The 16010-nt window shown below is 65.2% G+C and carries 14 protein-coding genes; 10 read left to right on the forward strand and 4 right to left on the reverse strand.

Annotated features, from left to right (window positions below; genetic code table 11):
• Positions 1-56 precede the first annotated feature (56 nt).
• The 5 genes from RAD04_RS30185 to recQ all read left to right on the forward strand — a co-directional run bounded on the left by RAD04_RS30185 (position 57) and on the right by recQ (position 7075).
• Positions 57-1616, forward strand: coding sequence for an amidase family protein (locus RAD04_RS30185; protein ID WP_461626715.1), 1560 nt, complete (start codon positions 57-59; stop codon positions 1614-1616).
• A 262-nt stretch (positions 1617-1878) separates the two neighbouring features.
• A complete protein-coding gene (locus RAD04_RS30190) occupies positions 1879-3180 on the forward strand; it encodes an O-acetylhomoserine aminocarboxypropyltransferase/cysteine synthase family protein (protein ID WP_461626716.1) in 1302 nt (433 codons plus the stop codon).
• 12 nt (positions 3181-3192) lie between these two features.
• A complete protein-coding gene (gene metA, locus RAD04_RS30195) occupies positions 3193-4191 on the forward strand; it encodes a homoserine O-succinyltransferase MetA (RefSeq protein WP_461626717.1) in 999 nt (332 codons plus the stop codon).
• Positions 4192-4296: 105 nt separating this feature from the next.
• The gene (locus RAD04_RS30200; protein WP_461626718.1) at positions 4297-5040 is read left to right on the forward strand and encodes a polysaccharide deacetylase family protein; all 744 of its coding nucleotides are present in this window, start codon (positions 4297-4299) and stop codon (positions 5038-5040) included.
• 169 nt (positions 5041-5209) lie between these two features.
• Positions 5210-7075: a DNA helicase RecQ gene (gene recQ, locus RAD04_RS30205; RefSeq protein WP_461626719.1), complete on the forward strand. Its 1866-nt coding sequence runs from the start codon at positions 5210-5212 to the stop codon at positions 7073-7075.
• A 215-nt stretch (positions 7076-7290) separates the two neighbouring features.
• Here the strand turns inward: recQ and RAD04_RS30210 are convergent, their stop codons facing one another.
• The gene (locus RAD04_RS30210; protein WP_461621309.1) at positions 7291-8307 is read right to left on the reverse strand and encodes a 1-aminocyclopropane-1-carboxylate deaminase; all 1017 of its coding nucleotides are present in this window, start codon (positions 8305-8307) and stop codon (positions 7291-7293) included.
• Between the two features lie 158 nt (positions 8308-8465).
• Here RAD04_RS30210 and RAD04_RS30215 point away from each other — a divergent pair, with 158 nt between their 5' ends.
• The 3 genes from RAD04_RS30215 to RAD04_RS30225 all read left to right on the forward strand — a co-directional run bounded on the left by RAD04_RS30215 (position 8466) and on the right by RAD04_RS30225 (position 10806).
• Positions 8466-8930 carry an Lrp/AsnC family transcriptional regulator gene (locus RAD04_RS30215; protein ID WP_461626720.1) on the forward strand — a complete coding sequence of 155 codons (465 nt, stop codon included), beginning with the start codon at positions 8466-8468 and terminating at the stop codon, positions 8928-8930.
• A 43-nt stretch (positions 8931-8973) separates the two neighbouring features.
• Positions 8974-10137, forward strand: coding sequence for a PLP-dependent cysteine synthase family protein (locus RAD04_RS30220; protein ID WP_461626721.1), 1164 nt, complete (start codon positions 8974-8976; stop codon positions 10135-10137).
• Positions 10138-10245: 108 nt separating this feature from the next.
• Complete coding sequence (locus RAD04_RS30225) at positions 10246-10806, forward strand: carboxymuconolactone decarboxylase family protein (RefSeq protein ID WP_461626722.1); 561 nt, start codon at positions 10246-10248, stop codon at positions 10804-10806.
• 16 nt (positions 10807-10822) lie between these two features.
• On the opposite strand, the gene RAD04_RS30230 is transcribed toward RAD04_RS30225, so the two are convergent.
• Entirely contained in the window at positions 10823-12406 is a 1584-nt protein-coding gene (locus tag RAD04_RS30230; RefSeq protein WP_461626723.1) for a sensor domain-containing diguanylate cyclase, read from the reverse strand.
• A gap of 233 nt (positions 12407-12639) precedes the next feature.
• Positions 12640-13512, reverse strand: a complete 873-nt coding sequence (locus RAD04_RS30235; protein WP_461626800.1) for a hypothetical protein — start codon at positions 13510-13512, stop codon at positions 12640-12642.
• Positions 13513-13730: 218 nt separating this feature from the next.
• On the opposite strand from RAD04_RS30235, the gene RAD04_RS30240 reads away from it, so the two are divergent.
• Positions 13731-13976, forward strand: a complete 246-nt coding sequence (locus RAD04_RS30240) for a hypothetical protein (RefSeq protein WP_091966051.1) — start codon at positions 13731-13733, stop codon at positions 13974-13976.
• 9 nt (positions 13977-13985) lie between these two features.
• Here RAD04_RS30240 and RAD04_RS30245 read toward each other — a convergent pair whose 3' ends face one another.
• Positions 13986-14921 carry an alpha/beta hydrolase gene (locus RAD04_RS30245; RefSeq protein ID WP_461626724.1) on the reverse strand — a complete coding sequence of 312 codons (936 nt, stop codon included), beginning with the start codon at positions 14919-14921 and terminating at the stop codon, positions 13986-13988.
• Positions 14922-15040: 119 nt separating this feature from the next.
• Between RAD04_RS30245 and RAD04_RS30250 the strand changes: the two genes are divergently transcribed.
• Entirely contained in the window at positions 15041-15928 is an 888-nt protein-coding gene (locus RAD04_RS30250) for a branched-chain amino acid aminotransferase (protein ID WP_461626725.1), read from the forward strand.
• Positions 15929-16010: the final 82 nt, after the last annotated feature.

Here is a 16010-nt window from a genome sequence, read left to right on the forward strand (position 1 = left end):
TGTACACATCCTTTCGCCATCCGTAACTTCCTCGGCGCAATTTCGGGAGATGCGACGTGGCGAAGAAGACTGCCAAGAAGAAGACTGCTTCGAAGAAACCGGCGAAAACCTCCAGCAGGACCAGCGCAAGCCGTAAGGCCGTCGTTGCAAAGAAGGCGAAGAAGGTCGCGCAGCTCAAGCCGGCTTCATCGCGCCGTCCCAAGGGACCGGCCTGGCAATGGTCGGCGGTGGAGACCGCGGCTGCGATCCGCTCTGGCGCAATCTCCGCCGTCGAAACCGTCGAAGCGCATCTCGAACGGATGCGCGCCGTCAATCCGAAGCTGAACGCCGTCGTCGTCGATCTCTCGGACGAGGCGTTGAAGGCGGCGCATGCCGCGGACAAGCAGCGCGCCAAGGGCGGCGAGCTCGGCCTCCTGCACGGCGTGCCCATCACCATCAAGGAAAACGTCGATTACGAGGGGAGGCCGAACTTCAACGGCGTGCCCGCCAACAAGGACCTGGTCGCGCCGTCGGATGCGCCCGTGGTGCGCAACCTGAAGAAGGCCGGTGCGATCGTCATCGGGCTCACTAACACGCCGGAATTCTCCTTTCGCGGTTTTACCGACAACCCCCTGCACGGGCTGACGCTCAATCCCTGGGATCCAGACATCACCTGCGGCGGCTCGTCGGGCGGTGCGGGTTCGGCGGTCGCCGCCGGGATCGGCACCATCGCTCATGGCAATGACATCGGCGGCTCGCTGCGCTGGCCCGCGCATTGCAATGGCGTTGCTACCATCAAGCCGACGCAGGGACGCATCCCCGCATTCAACGCGAGCGCAACGGCCGAGCGGCCGATGCTGGCGCATCTGATGTCGGCGCAGGGGCCGCTCGCCCGCCATGTCGGCGACGTTCGCCTTGCACTCGAGGTGATGAGCCGGCGCGATCCGCGCGATCCCTGGTGGGTGCCAGCGCCGCTGGTCGGCGAGAGGCCGAAGGGGCCGATCAAGGTGGCGCTGGCCAAGATCCCCGACGACATGGAGGTCGACCCCTCCGTACGCGCGGCGCTGCGCCAGGCCGCCGATCACCTCGAACGTTCCGGCTACCGCGTCAGCGAGGTCGAGGTCCCCGACATCAACGGCGTCTGGCAGACCTGGTGCGACATCATCACCAACGAGACCGTGGTGATGCAGGAGGCCGGCATGTTGAAGGTCACCTCGGAGGATTTCCACAAGGCCTGGGGCGGCATGAAGGCCAAGGCCAACGTGCTCGATCTCAAGGCCTGGATGCAGGCGACCGCCGCGCGCAACGGCCACATCCGCGCCTGGCAATTGTTCTTCGAGGAGTATCCGGTCGTGCTGGCGCCGACCACGGTGAAGCCGACGCCAGGCCCGCGCGAGGATACCGTCAGCCCCGAGCGCGTGCGCGAGATTTTCTGGGGCGAGATTCGCTTCATCTCCGCGATCAACGTGCTGGGCCTTCCCGGCGCCGTGGTGCCGGTGGCCGTGCACGATGGCAAGCCGATCGGCGTGCAGCTCATTGCCGGGCGCTATCGCGAGGACCTCGCGCTCGACGCGGCGGCCGCCATCGAGAAGCGCGCCGGCGTGCTCGCGCATCGGCTGTGGGAGAGCATGGTTTAGCCCACGATTTTCGCCGCATTGGCGGCGCCAGCTTCTCCGCAAGGAGAAGGCATGGCGCCGCCACTGCCGTGCAGGTCGCACTTCGTTAATCCGCTTTAACCCGGATTCCGGCCAATTCGCCGACAAGCATTAGGGTTACTTCCTCGATCTCTAGGCGAATTATTGTCCGCTTTACCACCCGCCTCTAACACGGGGGCGGCGGACAACGCACATGCCTCATACAGGCCAATAAGTGCGGCCCGCCCCACGCGGAGGTGGCACGATGCGCAACGAGACGATCGCTATTCACGCCGGCTACGAGCCCGAAGCGACCACGCACGCGGTCGCCGTGCCGATCTACCAGACCGCGGCCTATGCCTTCGACAGCGCCGATCACGGCGCGGCGCTTTTCAATCTCGAGGCCGAGGGTTTTCGCTACAGCCGCATCGCCAATCCGACCAGCGCTGTGCTGGAGAAGCGTCTCGCCCAGCTCGAAGGCGGTGTCGGCGCGCTCGCGGTCGCGACCGGCCAGGCGGCGCTGCATTTCGCCTTCGTCAACGTCGCCGATCACGGCGGCAACATCGTTTCCATGCCGCAGCTTTACGGCACCACGCACACGCTGCTCTCGCACATCCTGCCGCGGCAGGGCATCACCGGCCGCTTCGCCGAGAGCGACAAGCCGGAGGCGGTCGAGAGGTTGATCGACGAGAACACCCGCGCAGTGTTCGCCGAGACCATCGGCAATCCCGCAGGCAATGTCTGCGACATCGAGGCGCTGGCGAAAATCGCGCATGCGCATGGCGTGCCGCTGATCGTCGACAACACCGTCGCAACCCCGATCCTGCTCAAGCCGTTCGACTACGGCGCCGACATTGCGGTGCATTCGCTGACCAAGTTTCTCGGCGGCCACGGCACCACGCTTGGCGGCGCCATCGTCGATTCCGGAAACTTCCCCTGGGCGAAATACGCCGACCGTTTCCCGGCCTACAACAAGCCCGACGCCTCCTATCACGGCCTCGTCTATGCCGAGCGCTTCGGCCGCACCGCCTATATCGAGCGCGCGCGCAGCGTCTATCAGCGTACCATGGGCTCGGTGCTGTCGCCGTTCAACGCCTTCCTGCTGCTGCAGGGCATCGAGACCGTGGCGCTGCGCATGGAGCGCCATGTCGAGAACGCGCGCAAGGTCGCCGAATTCCTCCACAAGGATCCGCGCGTCGCCTGGGTCAATTACACCGGCTTTCCCGACAGCCCCTATTATCCGCTGGTGCAGAAATATCTCGATGGCAACGCCTCCTCGCTGTTCACCTTCGGCATCAAGGGCGGGATGGAGGCCGGCAAGTCCTTCTATGACGCGCTGAAGCTGATCACGCGCCTCGTCAATATCGGCGATGCCAAGTCGCTGGCCTGCCATCCGGCTTCGACCACCCATCGGCAGATGTCGGCAGAGCAGCAGCGCGTTGCCGGCGTGCTGCCGGAGACGATCCGTCTGTCGATCGGCATCGAGCATGTCTCCGACATCATCGAGGACATCGACCAGGCCCTGGACAAGGCCTGTCGGGCGGCGCGCCTCGAGGCCGCGGAGTAGGCGGTCTCGCGAATGACGATCTTGATCGACAGGGATCAAGTCATCTCGAGCCCGGCGCTGGTGCCGGCCGAGCGCGATCTCGCGCGCGATCACGGCGCCGAACTCACGATCGGGCTCGTCAACAACATGCCGGATCCGGCGCTGAAGGCGACCGAGCGTCAGTTCTTGAAGCTGCTTCAGGCTGCGGCCGGTCCGCGCCGCATCCGCTTCCACTGCTTCTCGCTGCCCAGCGTGAAGCGTTCGCCGGAAGCGAAGTGGCATGTCGAGAGCGAATATTCCGACCTTTCCGATCTGAAGCGCCAGAAATTCGACGGGCTGATCGTGACAGGCGCAGAGCCCATCGCGCCCGAACTCGACCAGGAACCGTACTGGCGCGACCTCTCCGACCTCATTGACTGGGCCAAGACCAATACACGATCGACCATCTGGTCGTGCCTTGCCGCGCATGCGGCGGTGCTGCACCTCGACGGCATCGAACGGCGGCGGCTGCCGGCCAAATGCCACGGCATCTTCGATTGCGACGCCGTGACCAGCGATGCCCTGACGCGTGCCGCGCCGGCCCCTTTGAAGGTGTCGCATTCTCGCCTGAACGAGCTCGCGGAGAGCGACCTGGTGCAGGCCGGTTACCAGGTACTGACACGCTCGGCCGAGGCCGGCGTCGACGTTTTCGTTCGCCAATATGCCAGCCGGTTCGTGTTCTTCCAGGGGCATCCGGAATATGACGCGCTGTCGCTCCAGCGCGAATATCTGCGCGACATCGGCCGCTACCTTGCGCGGGAGCGCGAGAGCTATCCGCGCCTGCCCGTGAGCTATTTTGACGCAGCGACGGAAGAGAAATTGGTCCGGTTCGAGAAGAAGGCGGCGCACCAGCGCCACCCGGCGCTCACCAACGAATTGCCCGGGCTGAATTTGCGCGCCGATATCGGCGCTGGCAGCGCGGCCGCGGTGCTTTTCCGCAATTGGTTGCAATATCTCAGTGTGGAAGCCGAAGCGCCGGTCCTTGCGCGTTAGCCGAAGGATGTTGGTTCCGCGTTAGGATTACCCAGGCGTTAGGCTTGCCTCGACCAGCGCGCGAATGTTTCAGTACAGACATACGGAATCACGGGAAACGCAGTCGTGTGGTCGGCACTCCAGGGACGCGTGAGCAATCGGCTGGCCCGGCATTTCCGAGCCGCGCCGCACCGGCTGCCCGCGCATGCGCCGATCGTGAGCTTCACCTTCGACGATGCCCCGGATAGCGCTGCAGGCGAAGGCGCCGCGCTCCTGGAAGAGCATGGCGGCCGCGGTACGTTCTATCTCGCCGGCAGCCTGATCGGCCAGCCGTCGGACCATTGGCACGGCCTGTCGGATGATGCGATCGTGCGGCTTCACCGCGCCGGTCACGAGATTGCCTGCCACACTTTCTCGCACCAGAGCTCGGCCAGGCTCGACGAGGCCGCGATGGCGCGCGAGATCGAGCGGAACCGCACTTATTTTCGCAGTATCGATTCCTCGATCAATCTGGAGAACTTCGCCTATCCCTATGGGATCGCCTCGGTCTGGCGCAAGCCGCAGCTCGCCAAGGCTTTCCGTTCTGCGCGCGGCATCCTTCCCGGCGTTAACAGCGACGTCATCGATCTCCAGTTCCTGCGTGCGTCGCCTTTGGTCAATTGCGAGATCGACAAGGCGGGCGTCGATCGCTATTTCGACGAGGCGGTGACGAGCGGCGGGTGGCTCATCTTCTACGGCCACGACGTCGCGGACGCGCCCAGCCCCTATGGCTGCACCCCCGATCTGATGCGGCATGCGCTGGAGGCCGCACAGAGACGTAGCATGCCCATTGTAACCGTTGCCGAGGCGCTGCGGCGAATCGGGGCGTAGGTGTTTCAGCTCTCCCCGCTTGGGGGAGAGGCTCACCCCAACCCTCTCCCCGTAAGAACGGGGAGAGGAAGTGGAAGCAGCGGTGTGCCCCTCAAACGGCCTTGCCACGCCCGCGCCAGCATGCGACTGGCCTTGTGACGAATCTCACGGCCCTGGTTCCAGCCCTCTCATGCCAGCCCCTTCCACCGCCCCGCGACCTGCGCCGGCCAACGGCCGCGACGCGCTGTCGGTGCTGCATTCGGTATTCGGCCTGCCGGGCTTTCGCGGTTCGCAGGGCGAGATCATCCGGCACGTCACCGACGGCGGCAATTGCCTGGTGCTGATGCCGACCGGCGGCGGCAAGTCGCTGTGCTACCAGCTGCCGTCCCTGCTGCGCGAAGGCTGCGGCATCGTGGTGTCGCCGTTGATCGCCCTGATGCGCGACCAGGTTGCCGGCCTGCTCGAGGCCGGCGTCAACGCCGCTGCGCTGAACTCGTCGCTGACGCTGCAGGAGGCCTCCGACATCGAGCGGCGCCTGCTCGCGGGCGATCTCGATCTGCTCTATGTCGCGCCGGAACGCCTGGTGACGCCGCGCTGCCTGTCGCTGCTGGCGCAGGCCAAGGTGGCGCTGTTCGCGATCGACGAGGCGCATTGCGTCTCGCAATGGGGGCACGACTTCCGCCCCGAATATGTCGGCCTCTCCATCATCGCCGAGCGCTTCCCCGACGTGCCGCGCATCGCGCTGACCGCGACCGCTGACGAGTTGACGCGCAAGGAGATCGTCGCGCGGCTTCAGCTCACCGACTCGCCGCAATTCGTCTCCAGCTTCGACCGGCCCAACATCCGCTACGAGATCGTCGACAAGCGCAGTGCGGTGTCGCAGCTGAAGGAGTTCATCGGGGAGCGGCATGCCGGGGACGCCGGCGTGGTCTATTGCCTGTCCCGCAACCGTGTCGAGGAGGTCGCCGCCGCGCTCGACGAGGCCGGCATTGCGGCGCTGCCCTATCACGCCGGGCTCGACAGCCAGGTGCGCTCGCGCAACCAGGACCGCTTCCTCAACGAGGACGGCATCGTCATCGTCGCGACCGTCGCGTTCGGTATGGGCATCGACAAGCCCGATGTGCGCTTCGTTGCCCATCTCGATCTGCCCAAGAGCATCGAGGCCTATTACCAGGAGACCGGCCGCGCCGGTCGCGACGGCAAGCCGTCGGCGGCCTGGATGGCCTACGGCCTCTCCGACATCGTGCAGCAGCGCCGCATGATCGACGAATCCAGCGCCTCCGACGAATTCAAGCGGGTCTCGATCGGCAAGCTCGATGCGCTGGTCGGCCTTGCGGAAACGGCGCACTGCCGGCGCCGGCGGCTGCTCGCCTATTTCGGCGAGATCGTGATGGGCGAGAGTTGCGGCAATTGCGACAATTGCCTGACGCCGCCGAAGATGCGCGACGGCAAGGTGCTGGCGCAGAAGCTGTTGTCCTGCGTCTATCGTACCGGGCAACGTTTCGGCGCGATGCATCTGATCGATGTGCTGGTGGGACGCCTGACCGAGAAGGTGACGCAGTTCGGCCACGACAAATTGTCCGTGTTCGGCATCGGACGCGAACTCAACGAGAAGCAGTGGCGCACCGTGCTGCGGCAATTGGTGGCGATGGGCCATTTGCAGAGCGACAGCGAAGCCTTTGGCGCGCTGAAGCTGACCGAGTCCGCGCGGGGCGTGCTGCGCGGTGAGACCGAGGTGTGGCTGCGCGAGGAAGCGCCCGGCACGCGCACTCGCGCAAGCCGCGGCAAATCCCGTCGCGGCGACCTCGCGCCTGCGACCAGCGCGCCGCAAGGCGATGTCGATCCCGAACTGCGTGCGCGGCTGCGGTCTTGGCGTTCAGACATTGCGCGCGAGCGCGGCGTGCCGGCCTATGTGGTGCTGCACGATGCCACCATCGACGGTATCGTCCGGGCCTGGCCGACGACACTCGACGAGCTTCGCAACGTGCCCGGCATCGGCGACAAGAAGCTCGAGCATTACGGCGACGAGCTGCTGCAGATCGTCAGGACAAGGTAGGGGGCGGGGAGGGTGTTGGTGCGCCCAACTCCCTCAACACGTCATCCCGGACAAGCGCGCCTAAAGCGTGCGCAGATCCGGGATCCTTAACCACAGGACGAAGTTGCTACCACACGCTGGCAACTACGAGACTTCGCAAAACTATTGCTGCGGCGTATGGGTCCCCGCGTTCGCGGGGACGACAGCGGTGTACGAGGTGCGAGCTACGCCCTCGCTCACCCATTCCGGAACGCATATGCGTACCCGTTCAGCGCGGGCGCGCCGCCGAGATGCGCGTACAGGATCTTCGCGCCCTTCTCGAAATAGCCCTTCTGCGCGAGGTCGATCAGGCCCTGCATCGACTTGCCCTCGTAGACGGGGTCGGTGATCATGCCTTCGAGACGCGCGGTGAGGCGGATCGCTTCCTTGGTCTCTTCCGAGGGCACGCCGTAGGCGGGATAGGCGTAGTCCTCGATCAGCACGACGTCGTCAGCGACGAGTTCCTTGCCGAGCTCGACGAGTTTTGCCGTGTTCTGCGCGATCTCGAGCACCTGCGATTTCGTCTGCGCCGGCGTGAAGGACGCATCGATGCCGATCACCTTGCGGGCGCGGCCGTCGGCGGCGAAGCCGACCAGCATGCCGGCATGGGTCGAGCCGGTGACGGTGCAGACGACGATGTAGTCGAACTTGAAGCCGAGCTCCTTCTCCTGCTTGCGCACCTCTTCGGCGAAGCCGACATAGCCGAGGCCGCCGAACTTGTGCACCGAGGCGCCGGCGGGAATGGCGTAGGGCTTGCCGCCCGCGGCCTTCACCTCGTCGATCGCCTGCTCCCAGCTCTTGCGGATGCCGATGTCGAAACCGTCGTCGACCAGGCGCACGTCGGCGCCCATGATGCGCGAGAGCATGATGTTGCCGACACGGTCGTAGACCGCGTCCTCGTGCGGCACCCAGGCTTCCTGCACCAGGCGGCACTTCATGCCGATCTTGGCCGCGACGGCGGCGATCATGCGGGTGTGGTTCGACTGCACGCCGCCGATCGAGACCAGCGTGTCAGCGTTGGAGGCGATCGCGTCGGGGATGATGTATTCGAGCTTGCGCAGCTTGTTGCCGCCATAGGCGAGGCCGGAATTGCAGTCCTCGCGCTTGGCATAGACCTCGACATTGCCGCCGAGATGTTTTGACAGCCGCTCCAGCTTCTCGATGGGCGTGGGGCCGAAGGTCAAAGGATAGCGCGGAAATTTGTCCAGCTTCATGGGTCATCCCGATTGGCGTTGGTGTTGGCAGCTGCCTAGCATTGCGTCGGAAAAATGTGCTCTCGAATATTGCGCCCATATTGCGCGACTTCTTGCGCAAATAGCGCCAAGTTCTAATAATTCTTCCAGAATATCATCCGTTAATGGAAGTTCCTTTCATGGCTGCTCGGCTCGACCGCACCGATCTTAAGATCTTGAGATTGCTGCAGAATAACGGTCGGCTCAGCAATGCTGAGCTGGCCGAAAATGTCGCAATCAGCCCTGCCACCTGCCACCGCCGCACCCAGCGGCTGTTCGAGGATGGCTTCATCGCCGCCGTGCGCGCCATGATCGCGCCGAAGAAGGTGGCGAAGGGCACGCTGGTGATGGTGGGGGTCGTGCTCGACCGCTCGACGCCGGAGAGCTTCGCCGTCTTCGAGCAGGCGATCGCCAGGCTGAAATTCGTGCTCGACTGCCACCTCGTCGCCGGCGACTTCGACTATTTCCTCAAGATCCGCGTCGGCGACATGGAGGATTTCAACCGCATCCATGGCGAGCAGCTGATCGCGCTGCCCGGCGTGCGCCAGACCCGCACCTTCTTCGTGATGAAGGAGGTCGTCGACAACGCGCCGCTGGAATTTTGAGCGCGCCCTTGATGCGCAATGCGTGTCGTGAGAGATTCGCTCGATGCAGACATTTCCCTTCCGCCAGCACAATCCGGCCGGGCCGGCCTATCGGCGCGGCTGGGTCGACGAGGCCGTGGCCGCGATCGAGGCCGACCAGTGCCGCACCGCCGACACCCATCTGATCCGGCTGATCGTGCCGGCGCTATCCGGCATCGACATCTATCTGAAGGATGAGTCCACCCATCCGACCGGCAGCCTGAAGCACCGTCTGGCGCGCTCGCTGTTCCTCTACGCGCTCTGCAATGGCCACATCCGCGAAGGCACGCCCGTGGTCGAGGCGTCGTCGGGATCGACGGCGGTGTCGGAGGCCTATTTCGCGCAGATGATCGGCGTGCCCTTCTACGCCGTGATGCCGCGCACGACCTCGGCCGAGAAGATCGCCGCGATCGAGCATTATGGCGGCAATTGCCATCTGATCGACGACGGCCGCGCGCTGTATGCGAAAGCAGCCGCGCTCGCCGCGCGCCTGAACGGCCACTACATGGATCAGTTCACCTTCGCCGAGCGTGCAACGGACTGGCGCGGCAACAACAACATCGCCGAATCGATCTTCACACAATTGCAGGGCGAGCCGCGTCCGCTGCCGGACTGGATCGTGATGGGCGCAGGCACCGGCGGCACCTCGGCCACCATCGGGCGCTATCTGCGCTATCGCCAGTATCCGACGCGGCTCTGCGTCGCCGATGTCGAGCATTCCGCCTTCTTCGATTGCTTTCGCTCGCAGGACCGGTCGCGTGTGTGCGACCGCCCGTCGCTGATCGAGGGCGTCGGCCGTCCGCGCTGCGAGCCCTCCTTCGTGCCTGGTGTGGTCGACCGGATGATGAAGATCCCGGATGCGGCCACGATCGCGGCGATGAACGTGCTGTCGCGCCGGCTGCGCCGCCCGGTGGGCGGGTCCACCGGCACCAATTTCCTGGCGCTGTGCCGGCTTGCCTCGGAGATGCGGCAGGCGAACGTCACGGGATCGCTGGTGACGCTGATCTGCGATTCCGGCGAGCGCTACCGGCAGACCTATTACGAGCCCGAATGGCTGAAGGCGCGCGGGCTCGATCCGGCGCCGTTCGAGGCCAATTTGTCGTCGTTTCTCGCGACAGGGGAGCCGCTGACGCTCGCCGTTGACGATTTCGCAAATCCCCAGAGCGCACGAAGCCCCGAGGCGACATAGTCGAATTTGTCGGAACGCCCGCGCGGCGTGCGATGTCACGGCAACTTCACTTGCGTTGCGCGCACCTGCGGGCAAGCCTCACCCCTTCTCAACGAGGAGGTCTCCGCCGTGCGCCTTCCCATTCTCGATCCCAAGGATCTGACCGACGAGCAGAAGCCGCTCTATGACGACATGCGAGCCGGCATCAAGGACCACTTCAAGGGTTTTGTGAACATGCGCGATGACGGCGCGCTGCTCGGGCCCTGGAATCCCTGGGTCCGCGAGCCGCGCTTCGGCAAGCCGGTGTGGGAGTTGGTCAAGGCGATCGCGTCAAATCCGCTGCTGCCGGCCCCGGTGCGCGAGGTCGCCATCCTCGTCACCGGCTCGCATTTCCGCTCCGGCTACGAGCTCTATGCCCATGTGCTGGTCGCTGAGCAGCGCGGCCTGTCCGACGAGAAGCTCGCGACCATCGTCGCCGGCCAGCGGCCGGTCGATCTCACCAGGCAGGAGGCCGTCGCATATGACGTGGCGTCCGCGCTGGTCGGTGGTGGCGTGCTGCCGGAATTGACCTGGCGCGCCGCCGTGAAGGAGTTCGGCGAGCACGGCGCGGCCGAGCTGTCCTATCTCGTCGGCGTCTATTGCATGGTCTCCGTCACGCTCAATACGTTCGACGTGCCGGTGCCGGATTGACGGCTGCGTCCTTCGATCATTCCGCCGCCTTGCTTGCAGGCGGCGGGGGCGCGAAGGCGATGCAGCGATTACGGCCCTCGGCCTTGGCCTGGTAGAGCGCATGATCGGCCGCGCCCATCAGCGCGTCGATGCCGGACATGCTGACCGCGGCCTCGGCGATGCCGACGCTCACGGTGAGGCCGAACTGAATTTCGCCGGCGACGATTTGCGCGCTCATCACGCGTTTGCGGATGCGATCGGCGACAGTCCTCGCGCGCGACAGGCTGGTCTCGGGCAGCAGCACCGCGAACTCTTCGCCACCGATGCGGCCGACGATGTCCGACTTGCGCTTGCCGTCGAGGCATGCTGCCGCAACCGCCCTGATCGCGGCGTCGCCCACGGCATGGCCGTAGCGATCGTTGACCGACTTGAAGTGGTCGATGTCGAGCATCAACACCGAGACAGAGCGATAATAGCGCTGAAACCGGCTCCATTCCGCATCGAGGTTCTCGAGGAAGTGGCGGCGGTTGTAGAGGCCGGTGAGCGGGTCGGTGGTCGCCAGCGTCTCCAGCATCGCAGCCTTTTCCGTCAGGTCGGTGATGTCGACATAGGTCAGCATGCGGCCGCCGTTCGACATCGTGGTGCAATGGGCCCTGATGCGCCTTCCGTCCGGCGTCTGCAGGTCACGCACATGGTCGCCGGCCATGACCTCTGCGACGCGCCGCGCTGGAAATCTCGCGAGCTCGTTGGTCGGAAGATTGGGCGCACTGGCACGGTGCATGCGTCGGACAAGCGACGAATAGGCCGGCCGGTCCGCCGCCTCGGCTTCACTGACCTCCCAGAAGCGCCGCATGCGCCGGTTCATGAAGGTGGCATGCAGGTCGGGGTCGAGAAGCAGCACCCCGTCCTGAACATTCTCCAGCGCATCGCGCAGCAGCTTCAGCTCGTCCGAGGCGCGAACGATGTCGGTGACGGGGGTATAGGTCAGCATGCGTCCGCCATCGGGCAGGGGCGTGACCTGTACGCGCACGACATCGCCATTGGTCCGGCGCAGATCGATCGGCGTCGGATCGCCCGCCTCGATCACACGGACGCGTTCCGCCACCAGGGCATCGAGCTCGGGGTCGGGCACCTCATAGGCACCGGTGTCACGGCCGTGATGGAGCAGCGTGAGGATGGATGGATTGCTGTCGGCGACCTCGTCGGGCAGGCGCCACATCTGACGAAACGACCGGTTGATCAGGCGCGCCCTGAGGCTGGAGTCCAGCAGCACGATGCCGGTGGGCACATGATCGAGCGCGGCACGCAGCGCCAGCATCTGGCTGCGCATCAGCGCATCGGATGAGCGACCGCGCTCCTCGCCGGCGACGCGCTCGACGCTGCCCGATTGCTCGAAGGCGACGCCGACCTGACGGTCCGATCGCCAGATCACGCGGCAGGTCAGGATCTCGCGCCCCGCGAGCCTGAGCTGGAAGCGCTCGGGCACCCCGAGGCCGCTCTCCATCTCGAGCGTCGCCGCCTCCTCGGTCAGCCGCCGCACGACGCAATCGATCGACGACTGGCCGAAATTGAAGAAGATCTTCCCAGCAAGCAACGTCCGTTCCGGGACCAAGTGGGACATTCGCAGCCTCCCGCGTGACTCCAGCCCAGTCTGTCGCAAGCATATTGCCGAGAGGTAACCGGATGGGCGCTCGGGCGAGAGGACTAACAAGCAGTCCATGGCCCGGGAAGGGCCGCTGACGGCCCGCGGCGAATGCGAAAGTCCTTCATCGTCAATGCCGGGCTATTGCGACCGCTGTACCGATGTCCGGAAAACGGGGGATTCGGTTTACCTGCTATCCACCATGATCCCAGTCAGTTGCGGACCGCATAGAGCGGCGTTCGCAACGTCACCTGATAGGATGGCTTCGGCATCCAGGCGATCTGCGCGGTGATGCCGAACAGGCGGTTGTCGTTGTCGTCCATGCGATCGAGGTCGAGGCGCAGGAACGGTTGCGTGAAGGGCTCCGCCAGGGTCCGACCCGCGAGCTGCGCGCCGCCGAACGACTGCATGCCGAGGCGTCCGGTGAACTTCCAGTTGCTCGGCCATTGGTAATAGCCGCCGGCATAGAAAATCGTGTTCGGCCGGATGCTGGCGAACGGGCTGGCGATGGTGGTGTAAGTGTATTGCATGCCGGCCAGCCAGCCCCGCGTCTCGTCCTCGTCGAGCGCGTAGTCGAATTCCAGGATGTTGTTGAACGAATTGGTCATGCCCTGCTCGTTCGGCACCGACTGCGTCAGGGTCGATTGCAACGTGATGGTCGGGATCGTTCCGCCATTCTGCTGATAGAGGTCGGCCTGCACGCCGATGTTCCAGCTCGTGATGTCGAAGGTCGACCAGCCGCCGCCGATGTCGGTCGTCGAGCCCGACACGCCGCCGTAAAGCGAGACGCGGTCGTTGACATCGACGGTCAGCGGCAGGTCGACGGCAATCGATTTCGCGGCCGGCAAGCCGTTCGACAGCGTTGCGCCTCTGCGCACCGCCAGGGCCACGAGCGCGGCCGACAGTGACGTGTTGCCGAAGCCGAGCCCGAGCGTGCCCGCCGGAATCGTCGCATAGGTCGTGCGCAGATCAAGGTAGATGTTTGGGACCGCCGGCTTTGCCGGTGCGTCCTCCTCGGCTTCGGTGGAGAAGGCGTCGCTGGCCGATATCGTCAGACAGGCCAGTCCCATCGCGATAGCGCGCAAAGCCTGATGATGCGATGGGCTGTGATGGGACACGTGACAATCCGACGCGTGGGGACTGTGTGGCGAAATCGTGTGTGCTAGATGGAACGTGATCGCTCCAATGGTCAAGCGCTATCCGCAAACGATGGACGGCATCGATGCGCGCGGCTACCCTGTCGTGATTGCACCGATACGCTTCGCCGGCCAGAGTGCAGGCCGGACTATGGAGGACGACAGCCATGACCACGTCACGCCGCATCCTGCTCGCCGGAATGGCGGGGCTCGCCGTCGCTCCGACCGCTGTCGCGGCCGCATCTGCGCCAGTGCCCGATGACACGACGGTTGCCGAAGAGCGCTTCGCGCGCATGATCGCCGCGGCGCATGCGCCCGACGTCACCTGCGCCCGGCAGGCCGAACGTTATGCGGACGCGCATTGGCCTGACTATGTCGTGGCAGCCAGGGCCGTTATCGATGCGCGCGCCTGATTCGCGCTCTTACCTCGCAACCGCACGCCGCACCTGCTCGCCGATCTGCGATAGCACCAGCTGCGCCTGCGGCAGGATCGCGCCCATGGCGTGGAAATTGTGCACCATGCCGTCGTGGCAGACATGCTCGACGGCGACGCCTGCGGCGAGCAGCTTGCGGGCATAGGCATTGCCTTCATCGCGCATCGGATCGTACTCGGCCGTGTGGATGATCGCGGTCGGCAGACCCGCGAGCCGTGTTGCCCGCAAGGGAGAAACGCGGGGGTCGGCGGTGTCGATACCGTCAGGCAGATAGTCGGAAAGATCAGCCTCGATCGTGACGCGGTCGATCAGATGGCCCTCTGCAAAGGCCTCGCGTGAGGGCGAGGTTTCCTCGAAATCCAGCACCGGGCAGATCAGGCATTGTGCGGCGATGGCAAGGCCCGCGGTCTGCGCCGCTTCCTGGCACACGATCGCCGCGAGCGTTGCACCGGCGGAATCGCCGCCGACCACCAGACGGTCCGCATCGATGCCGAGCGATTCGGCCTCGCGTGCAACCCATTCGGTGGCAGTGATCGCGTCGTCGACGGCGGCAGGAAATTTGTGCTCCGGCGCGAGCCGGTAGTCGACCGAGACGAGACGGCAGCCGGTGGCATGCGCCAGCGCCGCCGCGATGCGATCATGCGTGGCAATGCCGCCCGCGACGAGGCCGCCGCCATGGAAGAACACGAAGCCCGGCGCACGCTCATCGGCATTTGCGGGCGTGTAGAGCCGATAGGGCAGTTCGCTGGCGCGGCCGGGCAGCATACCGTCGCGCGCCGTCACATCCGGCGCATCGGTGCGTGCGAACTGCATCAGCTTCGCCAGCGATTGCCGCCGCGCCTCCACGCTCGGCCGGCCCCTCGCCCGCGGCCCAGCCGCAGCCATCATGGTCAACAAGCGCTTTGCGAGCGGATCGAGCGGCATGCTGCCTCCTTCTTCCCGTGCGGGAGAGGGTAGCCCACCACTTCCGCGCAGGGAATCATTTAGATGTTGCGTCCAATAGTGGCGCTATAATGCGACAGCACGCCAAGGGGAGGCCTGATATGGCCGAGATCAGGAAGCCGATCGAATATTCGCCGAGCTGGACCTTCTTCGAGGGTAAATGGCACGACGGCAATGTGCCGATCATGGGCCCGCGCACGCATGCGGCCTGGCTCGGCTCGATCGTGTTCGACGGTGCACGCGCGTTCGAGGGTGTTGCGCCCGATCTCGATCGTCACGTCGCCCGCGCCAATCAATCCGCGATCAATTTTGGCCTGAAGCCGGTGGTCGATACCGGCACCTGGCTTACGCTCGCAACCGAAGGCATTGCCCGCTTTGCGGCCAATGCCGAGCTCTATGTCCGTCCGATGTATTGGGCGCAGAACGGCTCGGGCGGCGGCGTGCTGTTCGACCCAGAGACCACCAATTGGTGCCTGTGCATCTACGAGGCGCCGATGCCCAAACCCGTCGGCAACGCCATCACCCTGTCGCCATTCCGCAGGCCCACAGCCGAATGCGCCCCGGTCGAGGCGAAGGCGGCCTGCCTCTACCCGAACAATTCACGCGCGCTCGCGGAAGCCGCCTCGCGCGGCTTCCAGAACGCGCTGATGCTCGACATGCTCGGCAACGTCGCCGAGTTCGGCAATTCCAACGTGTTCATGGCCAAGGACGGCGTGGTCTATACGCCGGTGCCGAACGGCACCTTCCTCAACGGCATCACGCGCCAGCGCGTCATCACCCTGCTTCGCGGCGACGGCGTCACCGTGGTCGAGAAGACGTTGCGCTATGCCGACTTCCAGGCTGCTGACGAGATCTTCTCCACCGGCAATTTCGCCAAGGTCGCCCCGGTGATCCGCATCGACGAGCGCGAGCTGAAGCCTGGCCCGTTCTACGCCAAAGCGCGCAAGCTCTATTGGGACTTCGCGCATGCGGTGAAGCTGGCGGCGTGATCCGCACTTTCCGCCGTCATGCCCGGGCTTGTCCCGGGCATCCACGTTCTTCCTCGCGTGTCGTGATGCGTGGATGGCCGGG

This window comes from Bradyrhizobium sp. 25ACV (assembly GCF_054863005.1).